This is a genomic window from Sphaerisporangium fuscum, assembly GCF_018531465.1.
GTDB lineage: Bacteria > Actinomycetota > Actinomycetes > Streptosporangiales > Streptosporangiaceae > Sphaerisporangium > Sphaerisporangium fuscum.
This window is the reverse complement of sequence record NZ_JAHDTF010000030.1, coordinates 94,026-109,045: the sequence shown is the minus strand read 5'-3', so window position 1 is coordinate 109,045 and position 15,020 is coordinate 94,026. Positions and strand designations below refer to the sequence as shown.

Below are 15,020 nucleotides of genomic sequence, written 5' to 3'. Positions count from 1 at the left end.
CCCAGGCTCTGGTGGTCCCGGGGGCGGTGGGTCAGGCGTCGCTCTTGCGGGCGAAGGCGGTGATCTCGATCTCCAGCACCGCGCCTGGGAGGAAGAGGCGGCTCACCTCCACCGTGGTGCTCGCGGGAGGCGGGGTCTGCGGGAAGTACCTGCGGCGTACGGCGCCGTAGCCGGGCAGGTCGTCCAGGCTCGTCATGAAGGTGCGGATGTGCATGACGTCCGCGAAGGTCGCGCCGTGCGCGGCGAGGATCCCTTGGATGATCTCGAAAATGCGCTCCGACTGCGCGGTGACGTCACCCGGGGCGACCACGTTGCCGTTGTCGTCCACGCCCACCTGCCCGGCGAGCACGAGCAGCGCGCCGCCGTCGAGGTCCAGGCGGGCCACATGCGCGAAACGGTCGCCGAAGGGCGCGGCGACGGACGCCGGGTTGTCGAGGGACATGTCCATGGTGGCTCCTGCGATACAAGGGGCTGTGAGTGGCCCGGAGGGCCGCGTGGCGCGAGGCGTTGCCGTACCGCCCCGCCTCCGCGGGGCGTCGCCGCACGCGAGTCGCAACCCTACGCAGGCCCCAGCCCTGCCACCAGCGAATGTCTCGCATGGCTGACATGCGCAGAAGGCATGGCCGATACGAAGACCTAGGTCCAAGGTCCCACTCCCTCAGGCCCCCCAGCCTGATCCCCCGCCCTTTCCCACAAGGGAGAATCGACAAAGACGACAGGAAAGGGAGAACATGCCGGGTTCACCGCGAACGGGCGCCGGCTCTCCCCATCCCGCCGGGATGCGGGGCTGTGCCGGTCGCTGCCCTCCGCCGCCGTACGCGAACGACGTGACGGCATCCCCAGGCGGAGGAAAGGTACAGTCTTGTCTTCTTCGAGCTCTCGTGACCAGGCGCGGCACCGGCCCGCGCATCTGACTCTCGCGTTGCTCGCGCTCGCGCAACTCATCATCTCGCTCGACTACAACATCGTGTACATCGCGCTCCCCGACATCGGGCGGGAGCTCGGCTTCACCTCACAGACCCTGCAGTGGGTCATCAGCGCGTACACCGTGGTCTACGGCGGTTTCCTGCTGCTCGGCGGACGCGCGTCCGACCTGTTCGGCCGCCGCCGGATGTTCCTCCTCGGCCTCGCCCTGTACGCCCTGTCGTCGCTGGCCGGCGGGCTGGCCGGGAACCAGGCCACGCTGATCGCCGCCCGCGCGGTGCAAGGCCTCGGCGGCGCGGTCCTGTTCCCCGCCACCCTCTCGCTGGTCAACACGACCTTCGCGGCGGGCCGGGAGCGCAACCGGGCGCTGGCGATCTGGGGAACGGCCGGCGCGTCCGGCATGATCCTCGGCTCGCTTCTCGGCGGCGTGCTGACGCAGGCGTTCGGCTGGACGGCGGTCTTCTACGTCAACGTGCCGCTCGCCGCGCTCGCGGCGGCGCTGGCGTTCCCCCTGCTCGCGCCGGACGGCGCGCGGCGGGGTGGCCGCTCGTTCGACCTGCCCGGAGCGCTGACGGGGACCGTCGGAATGACCTCGATCGTGTTCGCCCTGGTGCAGGGGCCGGAGTCGGGCTGGACGGCGCCCCCCGGTGCTCGCCGCGGCCGTGGCCGGGGTGGCGCTGACGGTGGCGTTCGTGATGATCGAGCGGCGCAGCGCCGATCCGCTGATGCCTCTGCGCCTGTTCCGGGACCGCGACCTGAGCGCCGGCGTCGTGACCACGTTCCTGTTCATGGCGGCCTTCGGCACCGTCGTGTACTTCCTGATGGCGTACTTCCAGAACGTCCACGGCTACAGCCCCCTGCTCACGGGCATCGCCTATCTGGTGCCGATGGCGGCCGTGATCGTCGGCTCGAACTCCGGGAGCCGTCTGGCCACCAGGTTCGGCATGCGGGCCACGCTCCGCGCGGGGATCGGCCTCGGCGCCGTGGGCGCGGTGTGGCTGGGCCTGGCGATGTCTCCCACCGCCTCATACGTCGCCCTGGTCCCCGCCATGTTGATCTTCAGCCTTGGCCAGGGGCTCGTCTACACCACGATGTTCGCCGCGGCGGCGGCCGGGGTGCCGGCGCACGACCAGGGGATCGCCAGCGGCATGGCCTCCTCCGGGCAGCAGATCGGCGGAGCCGTCGGCCTCGCCGTGCTGGTCGCCGTCTCCAACGCCGGCACGGACGGGTACGCGGGGGAGGCGCTGCGCGCGGCCGTGACGGACGGACTCCGCACGGCGGTGTTCGTCGCCGCGGCCGGGATCGTCGCCATGCTCGTCGCCGTCCGCCACTTCGAGCGCACGCCGAAGACGTCCAGTGAACGGCAGGCGGATCCCGTCCCGGCGGACGCGTCCCTCGAGTGACCAGAAGATCGGGGAGCGCGACTCCGCCGACGGGGCCGTGCTTCCCGGTATGACGGGACCGAAGGTTGCATCGTCGCCCAACCGTGGAACGCGGAGGTAGTCTGGCGAGGCGAGAGAGTGCAGGTGACCTGATGCGTGAGCCATTCCACCCGTCGACCGACGACATCAGCCTCGCGAGCGTCATGCAGGCGTTGTCCGATCCGGTACGCCTGGAGATCGTGGCACGGCTGGTCGACAGCGACGGCGAGAACTGCGGCGACATCGGCTGCGGCATCGACGTGCACAAATCCACGATGTCCCACCACTACCGGGTGCTGCGCGAGGCCGGCGTGACCAGGACGACCATCGAAGGACGCACTCGCATCGTCCGGCTCCGCCACGACGACCTGGAGAAGAGGTTCCCCGGGCTGCTCCCCTCCGTGCTGGCGGCCCTGCGGGAGGGCGCCGGTCATTGACCGAGTCCCCGCCGGTGGGCAGGATCGGAGGTGACACTACGTCACGGAAGGGTTTCGCGATGGCAAAGGTGCTGATCATAACGGGTGACGCGGCGGAGGACCTCGAGGTGATGTACCCCTACCAGCGGCTGCTGGAAGAGGGGTACGAGGTCGACATCGCGGCCCCCGGGGCCAAGAAGCTGCAGTTCGTGGTGCACGACTTCGTCGAGGGCTTCGACACCTACACCGAGAAGCCGGGTCACACCTGGGCCGCCGACCTCGCCTTCGCCGACGTCGAGCCGGCCGGGTACGCCGCCCTGGTCGTCCCGGGCGGGCGCGCTCCCGAATACATCCGCAACGACCGCCACTGTCAGGAGATCGTCAGGCACTTCGCCGACAGCGGCAAGCCGATCGCGGCCCTGTGCCACGGGCCGCTCGTGCTGGCGGCGGCCGGCGTGCTGAAGGGACGGGAGACCAGCGCGTACCCGGCCTGCGCGCCCGACGTCGAGGTGGCGGGCGCGACCTGGGTCGACAGCGCGGCCCACGTCGACCAGAACCTCGTGACCGGCCGTGCCTGGCCCGACCACCCGGCCTGGATGCGCGAGTTCATGAAGCTGCTGCGCACGGCCACCTCCTGACGCCGTCCGGTACGGCGACCGGCTGAGGGCCGCTCACCCTTTCGGCCGGTGCTCCTCAGGACGGACGGCGCCCGGTGAGCCCGAGGAGCCTGTCGAGCAGGGGAGCGTCGTCCGGTACGGCGACGGGGGGTCCGAACAGCCCCGGGCTGCCGTCCGGGTTCTGCTCGGCCACCGACCGGACCCAGGAGAGCGCGGTCCGCAGCGCCTCACCCAGGGCCGGGTCGTCGCCCGGATAGAGCCGGCCGGTCGCCGTGGCGAGGTCCCAGCCGTGGACGATGACCTCGTTGAAGGCGGCGGCACCGGCGATCTCGGCCGGCATGTCGTTGCCGCCGATGTGGGTCGTGCCGGTCCACGCCGTCGCCGGTCGCCATGCTCGCGCCAGCTCCGCGAGGCGATCCGGTATGCGCTCCCGCCAGTCGGTCCCGAGCCTGGACGCGTCGGGCACCGGCGCCCGTCCGCCGTCGTCGCGTCTGGTCTTGGTCGCGGCGGCGGCGAAGGCCACGGACAGGCTGTCGATGTGGTCGAGCAGTTCGCCCACGGTCATGTCACCACATGGCGTCGGCCCGTCGAGTTGGCCGTCACGTACGCCCTGCACGATCCGGGCGAGGACGGCGGTCGCGGGCCCGAGGCCGGCCGTGCTGCCCGGTTCGTCCGCGGGCCTCCGGGAGGAGCTCATGCCTTCACCGCCGTGGAGAGCTGGTCGAGGCAGTTGTCCCAGCCGCCGCCCACCTGCCGCGCCACCTCCGGCATCGCCGCGGCCAGGGCGTCGAGCCGTTCGTGCAGGAGGACGAGGTGCGTCCCACCGCCCGGAGCCTCCTCGAAGGTGACGGTGAGCAGGGAGTCGAAGGCGGGGGCCTCGTCGCGGTCGGGGCCGACGAAGGCCCAGCGGAAGACGATCCGTTCGTCCGGGACCAGCTCCAGCAGCTCGGCCTCGAAGCCGCGCACGGGCTGATCCCCTTCGGTCTGCCAGATGCGGTAGCGGCCGCCGACGCGCTCGTCCACCTCGGCGCGGGCGAGCTCGAGCGAGCCGGGGGCGAGCCAGCGCCGCAGGGTGCCGGGGTCGAGCCAGGCGCGGTAGACCGTGTGCGGCGGGGCGGAGAACGTGCGCTCGCGTCGCACGGCAGAGAAGGTGGTCGGCGCGGACGTCATGAGGACTCCTTGGGGACGAGGGTTGGGTGAGGTGGTTCGGGAATGTGGGGGGCGAGGACGTCTTGCAGGGCATCGAGCCGTTCGTCCCAGAACTGCTCGTAGAACCGCAGCCAGGCGGCGGCACCGGAAAGCCGTTCGGCGCGCAACCGGCACACATGGCGGCGGCCGGAGACGGTGCGGTGCACGAGCCCCGCCTGCTCGAGGACCTTCACGTGCTTGGACGCCGCGGCCAGCGACATGCTCAGCGGCGCGGCCAGCTCGCCCACGGTCAGTTCGCCGGCGGACAGACGCCGCAGCATGTCGCGTCGCGCGTCATGGGCGAGAGCGTGGAAGACCGCGTCCAGCCCCTGGCCATCCTCAACCATGTGGTTGAGAGTACGCCTCGGCAGGGTCGAAGTTCAACCACTTGGTTGAGCTTTGTTGTGTGGGGGCGGTGACTGTGCGTATGGGTGTTTGGGGGTCTTTGGCATTGCGCAGAGCGGATCGACGAATTAAGTTCGTTCTGTTGTAACCCGCTGACCTGCGTTTATGGCGGAAGATAGCGTCGGGGGCGGGCAAATCACAGCCAGGCGGGACGAACCGTCCGTAGGATCTCTACTGAACTGTGACCACAGACTGGGATCCTGATACGCCTGGCAAACCGGTCAACGCCGCTGAAATGGAGAGATACGTGCTGAAGTCGCGAGCACGCCGTCGCATCGCCACTAAGGCAGCCGTCGCCGGGACCTTCAGTGCGGGTGCTCTTTTGGTGGCCATTCCTGCGCTAGGAGCCCCTGTGGGGCCTAGCCCTGTCACATACACCTGCACTCCTACCACTGCCGGTGGCGCGGCGTTCAATTTCCAAGTGCAGTTGAGCGGTCCTTACACGACGCCTAGCCCGAATGCGACCGTGCCGCTGACCTGGGTGATCGCTCAGCCGGCGACATCGCCGTCCATGACCGCTCCAGCGGCGATTCCCACGACGAACACGATCGTCATCGAAGGTGATCTGGTCGCTAGTGGCACCCCAGTCGGTACCTCTCCGACGACTCTGAAGCCCGCTGCCACCTATACGCCCTTCGCCTCGCTATCGGCGGGCGCGCCGATCCCGTTTCCGACCATGACGGCGACCGTGGTGCCTACCGCAGTCGGGACATTCTCTGTGAAGCCCGGGCAGTTCGTCCTTCGAATTGGATCTGGAACCGCTACCGCCGAGCAGACTTACACCTGCACCCTGCCGGTGACGGCGACCCCTGCCAGTGCGACCCCGCTGCCATTGTCAGTGGTGGTGGCGTCACCGAGTTCGACGACCACCTCGTCCACGCCGACGCCGACCACGACCACCTCCAGGACTCCCAAGCCGACCCACACCGTCTACGAGACCGTCACCTCCACCCCGAAGGCCGGCAAGACCAAGAAGAAGTCGCCTGCTGAGCAGGTGACCAAGAAGCCGGATGGTGGGGCGGCCACCGGTGGGGGTGGGGACGCGGGGCCTGACGGGCGCATGTTCGTGATGGCCGGCACGATCCTCGTCTTCGGCGCCGGAGTCGGCGGCTTGATGATGCGCCGTCGTCGTCCGCAGCGGGGATGATCGGGGGCTCGGGGTGACATCGCCTCCCGAATACCCGCCGTCGGACGGATATCCACAGCCTGTGCACGGGCAGCCGTACGTGCAGCCCGTCTACTACTCCTATGCTCACCCCGCAGGCCAGTGGCAGGAGCCGGAGCCGGAGGTCGATCGCGGGCGCGTCATGCGCACCGTGCTCATCCTCGCCGCCGTGGCCGGCGTGGTCACGGTGATCGTCGGACTGCTGCTCATGATGAGCTCGCCCGATGAGTACGGCCTGACCGACAGTCGTACGCCGCTGCGGCTCCAGGCGCAGCCGCCCGTGGGCCAGACCTTCGCGCCCTCGGTGGGCCCGGGCGGCCCCGGCCAGCCGCTGACGCAGGCCGACCCCACCGCGCCGCCCCCCGTGCCGTCGCTCCCGCCCGCGCCGCCGATGCAGCCGTCGACCCCCAAGCGGCTGATCGTGAAGAAGCTCGGCATCAACGCCCCCATCACCTCGGTCGGCACCGACAAGCAGGGCGCCATCGAGACCCCGCCGATCAACAACCCCAACCTCGTCGGCTGGTACCGCTACGGCCCGACCCCGGGGCAGTCGGGGCCGGCGGTGATGCTCGGCCACAAGGACACCACCTCGCGCAGCGCCGTCTTCACCCGCCTGCACGAGTTGCGGTACGGCGACACGATCGAGGTCGTCCGCATGGACGGCACCGTGGCGATCTTCACGGTGGGCGGCGTCGAGCAGGCGGCCAAGCAGACCTTCCCGACCAACCGGGTGTACGGCAACGCGGACGCGGCCGAGCTCCGCCTGATCACCTGCGGCGGCACCTACAACCGCACGACCGGCCACTACGTCGACAACGTGATCGTCTACGCCCGCATGACGGGTACGCGGAAGAACACCGCGAAGAACTGATCCACCGCCCACCCGCACCACGGGGCTTCACCTCCACGGAGGATTATTCTGTTATAACCTCGTATAGACCGAACAATGCTCGGTTTCATGTGGGACGGAACCCAGGAGGCACTGTGGCAGAGGCGTACATCGTCGGGGCGGTCCGTACCCCGGTCGGCAAGAAAAAGGGCGGTCTGTCCACCGTTCACCCCACAGACCTGGCCGCTCACACCCTCAAGGCCCTGATCGACCGTACGGGCGTCGACCCGTCGGCGGTCGACGACGTCATCATGGGCTGCGTCATGCAGTTCGGCCCGCAGAGCATGGACATCGCCCGCAACGCCTGGCTGTCCGCCGGCCTGCCCGAGACCGTCGCCGGCGTCACGATCGACCGGCAGTGCGGCTCGTCCCAGCAGGCCATCCACTTCGCCGCGCAGGGCGTCATGTCCGGTACGCAGGACCTCGTCGTGGCCTCGGGCGTCGAGTCGATGAGCATCGTCCCGATGGGGTCGAGCATCACGGCGGCCCTGGAGAAGGGGATGCCCTTCCCGTTCGGTGACAAGTGGGTCGAGCGGTACGGCAAGCAGGAGATCTCACAGTTCCGCGGCGCGGAGTTGATGTGCGAGAAGTGGGGCCTCAAGCGCGACGAGCTGGAGCGGTACGCCTACGAGAGCCACCAGCGGGCCGCCAAGGCCGTCGCCAACGGCTACTTCAAGGACCAGATCGCCCCGATCAACGGCGTCGAGGACGACGAGGGCCCACGTCCGGACACCACGCTGGAGAAGATGGCCGAGCTGAAGACCCTGCGCGACGGCGGCCAGATCACGGCCGCGACGTCCTCGCAGATCTCCGACGGCTCCGGCGCGGTGCTGATCGCCTCCGAGCAGGCGGTCAAGGACCACGGTCTCACCCCGCGGGCGCGCGTCGTCACGCTCACGCTGACCGGCGACGACCCCGTCTACATGCTCACCGCGCCGATCCCGGCAACCCGGAAGGCGCTGAAGAGGTCGGGGCTCTCGATCGACGACATCGACGCGATCGAGATCAACGAGGCGTTCGCCCCCGTGCCGCTGGCCTGGCTGAAGGAGATCGGCGCCGACCCGGCGAAGACCAACCCGAACGGCGGCGCCATCGCCCTCGGCCACCCGCTCGGCGGCACCGGCGCCATCCTGATGACCAAGCTGCTCCACGAGCTGGAGCGCACGGGCGGCAGGTACGGCCTGCAGACCATGTGCGAGGGCGGCGGCCAGGCCAACGTCACGATCATCGAACGGCTCTGACCGTCGCCGGGCGTCGGAGTAAGTCGGAGTAAGAACGAGACGGCGGTGTCCCACCCCTGGGAAGGAGGGGCGGGACACCGCCGTTCTTGTGGACCCCCGTCGAAGGTCGGGAATCCTCGGGAGGGCCGGTCAGCGTCCCTTCGGCAGCCGCCGCGGCGGCGGCACACGCCGCACGGGCGCAGGCGGCATCAAGATCCGGCGTGGAGCCGGGACGAGCCGCCTGTCAGGCGGCGGGGAACCCGCTGACCTGCCTTTTTTGGCATTGTTGTGGGTGGTACGAGTACGCATGGAGTCTCCTTACAGATGCACGACGCGGCAGGGGATGTGATGCCGGTCGGGAGCCTCAGCCGCCGCGTCTAGATGGACGGGACAAACGAGCTGAGTGCCAGCGGATCGGTCACCGAGGACCGATCGGCGCTGTCAGTAAGGAAAAATGCGCATACCAAGAAGGTACGAGCCGCCCATCCTCGGCACAACTGATTTATCGCCACCCCAAGGGGGCGAAGCCGTCAGCGGGCCGTCTCGGCTGGGAGGTCCACGCGGATGGTGGTGCCCTGGCCAGGTAGGGAGCGGAGGGTGGCCTGGCCGTTGTGGGCGGTGGCGATGGCCTGGACGATCGCGAGGCCGAGGCCGCTGCCGTCTCCCGGGGAGGCGTGGTGGAACCGGTCGAAGGCGCGGGCGGCGTTCTCCGGGGACATGCCGGGCCCGTCGTCGGCCACTTCCAGCACGGCGGGCGGCGTCAGCCGTACCGTGGCCCTGGTCCCGGGCGGGGTGTGCGCGCGGACGTTGGCGAGCAGGTTGACGAGCACCTGCCGGATCCTCGCCTCGTCGACCACGGCCACCATCGACGGCGGAGCCTCGACGGTCACCGGATGGTCGGGATTGAGCGCCGCGAAGTCGTCGGTCACCTCGACGGCCACCGCCGTGAGGTCCACCGGGGCGACCTCGAGCGGCGCGCCCTTGTCGAGGCGGGCCAGTTCGAGCAGTTCGGAGACCAGCCGGGCCATCCGCGCCGCCTCGTCCTCGATGCGGCGCATCACCTGCGGGACCTCCTCGTCCGGGATCGCCCCCTGCCGGTAGAGCTCGGCGTACCCGTGGATGGTGGTCAGCGGGTTGCGCAGCTCGTGGGAGGCGTCGGCGGCGAAGCGGCGTACCCGCTCCTCCGACGCCCAGCGCGCGGCGAAGGCGTCCTGGATCCGCGCCAGCATGAGGTTGATCGTCACGCCGAGGCGTCCCGCCTCCGATCTGCCTTCGGGCATGCGGCTGGACAGGTCGCCGCCTTCGGCCACGAGCTGGGCGGTGCGCGCCATCCGCTCCAGCGGCGCGAGCCCCTTGCCGATGAGGGATCTGCCGAGCAGCAGGAGCAGGGTCATCAGGACGGCGCCGGTGACCAGCTCGGTGACCACCAGGCGCCGTATCGAATCCCTGACCTCGTCGAGCGGGACGGCGACGACCGCGATGCGGTTCCCCGCCGTCATCCGCGCGGCCGCCGCCCGCAGGCGGTCGGTGAGCTGGAAGGGTCTTCCGCTGTCCGCCAGCGCGCCGAGCCGCGCGGCCCCCAGGCTCTCCAGCCTCGCCGGGACGCGCCCCACCTCGGGATCGTCGCCGGAGACCAGCCGTCCCCGTCCGGTCGTCACGTTGAGCACCGCGATGGCGTACGTCTCGTTGGCGCTGACGAGCGCGACCCCCGACGCCCGCACCAGCCGCACTGCCGCGACCTTGGCCGACCCGATGAGCGTCGCGTCCATACGGTCGATGAGGTGCCCCCGCAGCACCAGGACGCTGACGACGGACAGCACGGCGAGACCGACGGCCGTGACGGACAGCAGGCCGGCGAGCAGGCGCCCTCGGAGGGTCATGCGGACGACGACGGGCGCAGGGCGTAGCCCACCCCGCGCTGGGTGTGGATCAGCGGCGGGCCGAGGGGGTCGAGCTTGCGCCGCAGGTAGGAGATGTAGGTCTCCACGACCTGCGACTGCGTGCCGAACCCCCACACGTGCTCCAGCAACTGCGCCTTGGTCAGCACCTGGCCGGGATGCCGCATGAGGAAGGAGAGGAGCCGGAACTCGGTGGGGGACAGATCGACCGGCACGCCGCCCCGCCTTACCTCCCATCGGGCCTCGTCGAGCTCCAGGTCGGCCACCGTGAGGACGGCCTGGTCGCCGCCCGCCGGTGCCGGGTCGCCGGAGGAAAAGCGGCGGGTGCCGCGCCGCAGCACCGCCCGCGCCCGCGCCACCAGCGCCTCCACGGAGAACGGCTTGGTGACGTAGTCGTCGCCGCCCAGCGTGAGACCGCGGACGGTGTCGGCCGGGGCGTCGCGGGCGGTCAGGAAGATGACGGGGACGTCGTCCCCCTCCGCGCGCAGCCGCCGGCACAGCTCGAACCCGTCCAGATCGGGGAGCATGATGTCCAGGACGAGGAGATCGGGTGTCCCTGACCGGGCGAGCTCCAGCGCCTCGTAGCCGCGCGCCGCGCTGACCACCTCGAACCCGTGGAACCGCAGCGCGACCCCCACCAGGTCGCGGATGTTGCGCTCGTCGTCGACGACGAGGACGCGTGGCTTGTACGTCTGGTCGCTCATGCGTCCTTTGTTCACTCCTTGGAGCGTTTCGGGACCACCACTCCGAGTGCCGTGCGGCCGGCGCCGCCGGGTTGCCCGAGGACGAACACGGTGTCGCCCTGGGCGAGTGCCGACGCGGTGGACTTGGCACCATTCTTCCGGACTCTGGTGTCGGAGGTCACCGTCCAGGTCCAGCTCACGCCGTCGGCGCTCTTGACCGTGAGCGAGCCGGTGGAGGCGGCGGTCACCTCGCCGCGCTGCCAGCCGTAGGTGGCGAAGCCGCCGTCCCGCTGGCGCACGGTCGCCTCGCCGTGCACGCCGGCGAGGCCCCGGCGCTGCGCGAGGCGCAGTCTCGGGCGGTCGGCCGGGGAGCGGCCGGGGTCGTCCGCCCTGAGGGCGACGGTGTCGGCCGAGGAGACGTCGGAGGCGGCGGCCGGCAGCTCGTAGGCGCCGGTGTCGGCGGGGCCCGCCTGGCGGGCCACTGCTGCGCCGCCGAGGGCTCCGACGGCGAGGGCTCCGGCCACGGAGCCGGCGATCAACGCTCTGGAGAGATTTCTCATGCTCTCCAGAGCATCGCCAGGGGGTGGGAGAAGGCCGGGGAATTCCTGAGATATCCCGGAGAACCGGACGCGGGCCCGCCAGAGCGGCGGGCGACGCGAGGTCCGTACGAGACGTCAGCCGGGCACGCGGGCGACGCAGAAGACCGTCTGGCCGAACGGCGGGCGGAAGAAGCGCTCGATGAACCTGGTCGTCGGCACCACCGTGCGGTCGTAGATCTTGACCAGCCGGGGGTCGGGGTAACCCACGCCGCCGCGGCGGACGGCGGCCCACCAGGCGATGCCGCCAAGGAAGTTGATCGGCTTGAGCACCTCGGCCCGGAGCCCCGCCTCGGCGACGGTCTTGCCGAGGGTGGCGGGGGTGTAGCGGGTGACGTGGCCGACCTTGCGGTCGAAGTCGCCGTACAGCTGCATGTAGCCGGGCACCCAGATGATGATGCGGCCGCCCGGCTTGGTGACCCTGGCCAGCGAGCGCAGCGCCTCGACGTCCTCCTCGATGTGCTCCAGGACGTTCATCATGACGACGGTGTCGACCGGGTCGTCGAGCGGGATGTCGGTGGGCAGCCCGAACTGCAGCACCTGGATGTCGTCGCGCCCGTCGAAGCGCTTGTTGAGCTGCTCGACGCAGTAGGGGTCGAAGTCGCTGACCACGAGCCTGTCGAGGTGGGGCAGGAACTGCTCGGCGAAGTGGCCGAGCCCTGAGCCGATCTCGAGCATCGACGTGCCGACGTGCGGGGCGACCATGTCGAACTCGTACTGCCGGTAGTTCTTTCCCTCGTCACCACCGAGATGGTTCTCCAGGGCCTCGTCACCGGCCGCCGGTTGCACCACGCGGTCATACCCAGACATGCGTCCCGCCCAGCTTCGCTCACTCAAAAACCGCGGTCCCGGTGGGGGCCACGGCTACGGATGGGCATCGAGTCTAGCCGTCATCATCCGCGGCGGTTCCAACTTCCCGGCGAGCGAGGCCCAAAACCGTCTTGATCGCGCTTTATCGTGCATTGCTCCGGCCGGGCGGAGAAAGCACCCGTGGATCTAGCCCGCCGGTGGCGGCGGAGGGGCCGTGGGCCCCGTGTCGGGCGCCCTGGTGCCGGTCGGCTTGGACGTGGGCCTGGAACTGGCGGGCGGGGGCGGGGGAGCCGTGGGGCCCGACTGGGGGACGGTGCTCCTGTGCGGCTTGGAGGTCTTGGTGGGCCGCTTCGAGGGTGCCGTGGAGGACGCCGGAGGGGGTGGCGGAAGGGCGGTCCGGCGGGTCACGGTGGGCGCCGCCGTGCGGTGCGTCCCCGCGGCGGGAGTGCTCTTGTGGACGCGCTTGGGCGTCTTCTCCGACGACGGCGGGGGCGGCGGGGACTCCACGCCCATCGGGACGCCCGGGGACGTGGCACCGGGCAGGGGCGGGGAGCTCTGGACGGCGGCCGGGAGGCCCGAGCCTCCGGACGGCTTGGACGGCGAGTCGGGCCAGGCGAACCAGATGCCCGCGCCCGCGGCGCCCAGCAGGGCGACGCAGACGGCTATCGGGCCGAGGCGGTCGAGGCCGGGCAGGCGGCGCCCGGGTCCGGCCTCCATCTCCTCGGCGGCGTCCCAGGTGCGCCACCGGTCCGCCCGGGGGGCGCTTCCAGTGGAAGTTTCGGCATACGGCGGGCGACGTCGCGGTGAAGAAGTGTCTTCGGAGTTGTCTCGCACAGTGGTCTCTCCGGGGGCGGGATCGACGTCGGCCGGTAGTTCACGCACATCGCGGCACCGCCACAACAGGTGCATTCATCTGGGAGCAACCACCACTGGCCTGTCAACAGAGTATAGAAGTTTGTTATGTAATAAAAGTGATATCAGACATCGGGACTGGCTCCCGTATATTTCTGACTGCTTTGCTGCACCACATTTATCATTTGCAACTATGTCAGGAGAGCTGATCCCCGTGCTGAGGAGGGATGATCCCGCTGCGCTGGAGCGGCTCTGCCGTGAGTACGGCGATCATCTCTACGACTACTGCCGATCCCTTCTGGACGACGACGACGCCCTGTCGGCCACCGTGGGAGCCCTCTACGGAGCCGTCGCCCACACCGACCGGCTGTACGACGCGACCCGGCTGCGCGCCTGGATCTACTCCCTCGCCCGTGCCGAGTGCCAGGCGAGGCTCGCGGGCGTCGCGCACACCGGGTCGTACGCCCGTCAGGGCCGCGGCGGCGCCCCCGAGCTCGCCGTCGAGGTGCTGGCCTGCCTGGAGCCGCGCGAGCGGGAGATCCTCGATCTGACCCTGCGCCACGGCCTCAAGCCCGACGAGGTGGCGAGAGTCCTCGACATCTCGGTCGACGCCGTCGAGTCGGCGGCGCGTGCCGGCAGGGGCCACGCCGAGCAGTGGCTGGCCGCCGTCATGAACGCCAGGGGCGCCGACCCGAAGTGCTCGGTCCTGCCGGGACTGGTGAAGTCGTGGGTGGAGTCGCCGACCCGGCTGTTACGCGCTCACATCAGCCGCCATGTCCGTTCGTGCAAGGACTGCCAGTCGGTGAAATCCGGGGTCGGCATCGGCGCCCTGATGACGCGCATGCCGATCCTGGCGAGCCCCGCCCCGTCCGAGCGGCTCTTCTCCGGCGCCGACGCCTCCTACACGGCGGCCGAGAAACGCACCGAGAGCTGGCACCCCGACGGGTTCCCCGTGCAGCCCGACGCGCTTGAGGATCCTCCTCCGCCGGAGGCCCCGCTGACGGTCGAGGAGGGCTTCACGCCCGAGCGTACCGAGGGGGCCAAGCCGCCCGCCGAGTTCTGGGAGCCCGACCCCGAGGCCGACGATCCCGAGAGCCGCATCCGCTGGGGACGCGTCATCCTGGTGACGCTGGTCTCGGTGGCCGCGACGGCGGTGATCTGGTCGCTGCTGTTCAACCCGGGCGCGGGGAGCAATCCGGTCGACGTCGAGGCCGCGGGCGGGACGATCGTGGTGACGCCCGGCGACTCCCTGCCGCCCCTGGTCGACTCCCCGCCTCCGCCGCCGTCCGGTGAGAGCTCCCCCGTCCCGCCGGGGACCACGGTGACCGCCGTGGTCCCCGGGCACGGGGCCACCAGCCCCGCGGGGGCACGTCCCATCACGTCGGGCCCCGGCGTTCCGCCGCCCCCGTCGAGCCGCTCGCACCCCTCCTCGACGCCGACGGCCAAGCCCAAGCACACCACCAGACCTCCGTCGGCGAACAACGGCCCGAACGACCCTCCGCCGCCGCCGAAGACCTCCCAGCCGAAGTCGTCGCCCAAGCAGAGCTCACAGCCGCAGGCCAAGCAGACCACCAGCGCGCCCCCGCCGCCCCCTCCGCCGCCGCCGGCGTTCTCGGCGTCCACCTCCTCGGTGGACGTGGGGTACGGCCGTCAGGGATCGGTGTCGGTCAGGTCCGACACCGGCGCGATCACCTGGCAGGCGAGTGGCGGCAGCGTGAGCGTCTCGCCCGGCAGCGGAAGCGTCAGCGACGGCGGGAGCGACACGATCGGGTTCTCCCTCCACGTAGGGACCGGCAGCACCTCCGACTGCGACAGGCCCCTCACCACCAGCCTGTCGATCTCGTGGTCCGGAGACAACAAAGGCACCAAAGGCTCCGGAACCATCGGGGTGACGATCACCTACATGAAGCAGTGCCCCAAACCCCTCTAGTCACGA

The 15,020-nt window shown here is 70.4% G+C and carries 16 protein-coding genes and 1 pseudogene; 8 read left to right on the top strand and 9 right to left on the bottom strand.

All coding sequences use genetic code 11. From position 1 onward, the window contains the following. Window positions 1-31: 31 nt before the first annotated feature. Window positions 32-448, bottom strand: a complete 417-nt coding sequence (locus KIK05_RS34070) for a RidA family protein (protein WP_214414952.1) — start codon at window positions 446-448, stop codon at window positions 32-34. A gap of 519 nt (window positions 449-967) precedes the next feature. Between KIK05_RS34070 and KIK05_RS49515 the strand changes: the two are divergent. The 4 genes and pseudogenes from KIK05_RS49515 to KIK05_RS34050 all read left to right on the top strand — a co-directional run. Continuing rightward, window positions 968-1,396: pseudogene (locus KIK05_RS49515) on the top strand (MFS transporter); the annotation flags it as partial. A gap of 175 nt (window positions 1,397-1,571) precedes the next feature. After that, entirely contained in the window at window positions 1,572-2,327 is a 756-nt protein-coding gene (locus KIK05_RS34060) for an MFS transporter (RefSeq protein WP_214414951.1), read from the top strand. 131 nt (window positions 2,328-2,458) lie between these two features. Continuing rightward, the gene (locus KIK05_RS34055) at window positions 2,459-2,782 is read left to right on the top strand and encodes an ArsR/SmtB family transcription factor (RefSeq protein ID WP_214414950.1); all 324 of its coding nucleotides are present in this window, start codon (window positions 2,459-2,461) and stop codon (window positions 2,780-2,782) included. 59 nt (window positions 2,783-2,841) lie between these two features. Further along, window positions 2,842-3,399: a DJ-1/PfpI family protein gene (locus KIK05_RS34050; protein WP_214414949.1), complete on the top strand. Its 558-nt coding sequence runs from the start codon at window positions 2,842-2,844 to the stop codon at window positions 3,397-3,399. Window positions 3,400-3,454: 55 nt separating this feature from the next. Here KIK05_RS34050 and KIK05_RS34045 read toward each other — a convergent pair whose 3' ends face one another. The 3 genes from KIK05_RS34045 to KIK05_RS34035 are packed head-to-tail and all read right to left on the bottom strand — an operon-like array spanning window position 3,455 to window position 4,913. Continuing rightward, a complete protein-coding gene (locus KIK05_RS34045; RefSeq protein WP_214414948.1) occupies window positions 3,455-4,075 on the bottom strand; it encodes a TIGR03086 family metal-binding protein in 621 nt (206 codons plus the stop codon). Next, the gene (locus tag KIK05_RS34040) at window positions 4,072-4,548 is read right to left on the bottom strand and encodes an SRPBCC family protein (protein ID WP_214414947.1); all 477 of its coding nucleotides are present in this window, start codon (window positions 4,546-4,548) and stop codon (window positions 4,072-4,074) included. The genes KIK05_RS34045 and KIK05_RS34040 overlap by 4 nt, the downstream gene beginning before the upstream one ends. Beyond that, window positions 4,545-4,913: an ArsR/SmtB family transcription factor gene (locus KIK05_RS34035; protein WP_214414946.1), complete on the bottom strand. Its 369-nt coding sequence runs from the start codon at window positions 4,911-4,913 to the stop codon at window positions 4,545-4,547. Before KIK05_RS34035 ends, KIK05_RS34040 begins: the two co-directional genes overlap by 4 nt. A gap of 524 nt (window positions 4,914-5,437) precedes the next feature. On the opposite strand from KIK05_RS34035, the gene KIK05_RS34030 reads away from it, so the two are divergent. The 3 genes from KIK05_RS34030 to KIK05_RS34020 all read left to right on the top strand — a co-directional run bounded on the left by KIK05_RS34030 (window position 5,438) and on the right by KIK05_RS34020 (window position 8,266). Further along, window positions 5,438-6,118, top strand: a complete 681-nt coding sequence (locus tag KIK05_RS34030; RefSeq protein ID WP_214414945.1) for a hypothetical protein — start codon at window positions 5,438-5,440, stop codon at window positions 6,116-6,118. Window positions 6,119-6,179: 61 nt separating this feature from the next. After that, window positions 6,180-7,007: a class F sortase gene (locus tag KIK05_RS49130; protein ID WP_308250215.1), complete on the top strand. Its 828-nt coding sequence runs from the start codon at window positions 6,180-6,182 to the stop codon at window positions 7,005-7,007. A 113-nt stretch (window positions 7,008-7,120) separates the two neighbouring features. Next, complete coding sequence (locus KIK05_RS34020) at window positions 7,121-8,266, top strand: acetyl-CoA C-acetyltransferase (protein ID WP_214414944.1); 1,146 nt, start codon at window positions 7,121-7,123, stop codon at window positions 8,264-8,266. Window positions 8,267-8,775: 509 nt separating this feature from the next. Here the strand turns inward: KIK05_RS34020 and KIK05_RS34015 are convergent. From KIK05_RS34015 to KIK05_RS33995, 5 genes are all read right to left on the bottom strand, one after another. After that, window positions 8,776-10,125 carry a sensor histidine kinase gene (locus KIK05_RS34015; RefSeq protein WP_214414943.1) on the bottom strand — a complete coding sequence of 450 codons (1,350 nt, stop codon included), beginning with the start codon at window positions 10,123-10,125 and terminating at the stop codon, window positions 8,776-8,778. Beyond that, window positions 10,122-10,847, bottom strand: coding sequence for a response regulator transcription factor (locus KIK05_RS34010; protein ID WP_214414942.1), 726 nt, complete (start codon window positions 10,845-10,847; stop codon window positions 10,122-10,124). The genes KIK05_RS34015 and KIK05_RS34010 overlap by 4 nt, the downstream gene beginning before the upstream one ends. Before the next feature lie 11 nt (window positions 10,848-10,858). Then, a complete protein-coding gene (locus KIK05_RS34005) occupies window positions 10,859-11,386 on the bottom strand; it encodes a DUF5666 domain-containing protein (protein WP_214414941.1) in 528 nt (175 codons plus the stop codon). Window positions 11,387-11,500: 114 nt separating this feature from the next. Continuing rightward, window positions 11,501-12,232 carry a class I SAM-dependent methyltransferase gene (locus KIK05_RS34000; protein ID WP_214414940.1) on the bottom strand — a complete coding sequence of 244 codons (732 nt, stop codon included), beginning with the start codon at window positions 12,230-12,232 and terminating at the stop codon, window positions 11,501-11,503. A gap of 186 nt (window positions 12,233-12,418) precedes the next feature. Then, entirely contained in the window at window positions 12,419-12,949 is a 531-nt protein-coding gene (locus tag KIK05_RS33995) for a hypothetical protein (RefSeq protein ID WP_214414939.1), read from the bottom strand. A 328-nt stretch (window positions 12,950-13,277) separates the two neighbouring features. Here KIK05_RS33995 and KIK05_RS33990 point away from each other — a divergent pair, with 328 nt between their 5' ends. Next, window positions 13,278-15,014, top strand: a complete 1,737-nt coding sequence (locus tag KIK05_RS33990; RefSeq protein WP_214414938.1) for an RNA polymerase sigma factor — start codon at window positions 13,278-13,280, stop codon at window positions 15,012-15,014. Window positions 15,015-15,020: the final 6 nt, after the last annotated feature.

Bases quoted from the DNA above. Each gene is read 5' to 3' on its own strand.
- KIK05_RS34070 (WP_214414952.1), bottom strand. From the start codon at position 448: ATGGACATGTCCCTCGACAACCCGGCGTCCGTCGCCGCGCCCTTCGGC.
- KIK05_RS34040 (WP_214414947.1), bottom strand. From the start codon at position 4,548: ATGACGTCCGCGCCGACCACCTTCTCTGCCGTGCGACGCGAGCGCACG.
- KIK05_RS34055 (WP_214414950.1), top strand. From the start codon at position 2,459: ATGCGTGAGCCATTCCACCCGTCGACCGACGACATCAGCCTCGCGAGC.
- KIK05_RS33995 (WP_214414939.1), bottom strand. From the start codon at position 12,949: ATGGAGGCCGGACCCGGGCGCCGCCTGCCCGGCCTCGACCGCCTCGGC.
- KIK05_RS34045 (WP_214414948.1), bottom strand. From the start codon at position 4,075: ATGAGCTCCTCCCGGAGGCCCGCGGACGAACCGGGCAGCACGGCCGGC.
- KIK05_RS34005 (WP_214414941.1), bottom strand. From the start codon at position 11,386: ATGAGAAATCTCTCCAGAGCGTTGATCGCCGGCTCCGTGGCCGGAGCC.
- KIK05_RS33990 (WP_214414938.1), top strand. From the start codon at position 13,278: ATGTCAGGAGAGCTGATCCCCGTGCTGAGGAGGGATGATCCCGCTGCG.
- KIK05_RS34000 (WP_214414940.1), bottom strand. From the start codon at position 12,232: ATGTCTGGGTATGACCGCGTGGTGCAACCGGCGGCCGGTGACGAGGCC.
- KIK05_RS34050 (WP_214414949.1), top strand. From the start codon at position 2,842: ATGGCAAAGGTGCTGATCATAACGGGTGACGCGGCGGAGGACCTCGAG.
- KIK05_RS34010 (WP_214414942.1), bottom strand. From the start codon at position 10,847: ATGAGCGACCAGACGTACAAGCCACGCGTCCTCGTCGTCGACGACGAG.
- KIK05_RS34035 (WP_214414946.1), bottom strand. From the start codon at position 4,913: ATGGTTGAGGATGGCCAGGGGCTGGACGCGGTCTTCCACGCTCTCGCC.
- KIK05_RS34015 (WP_214414943.1), bottom strand. From the start codon at position 10,125: ATGACCCTCCGAGGGCGCCTGCTCGCCGGCCTGCTGTCCGTCACGGCC.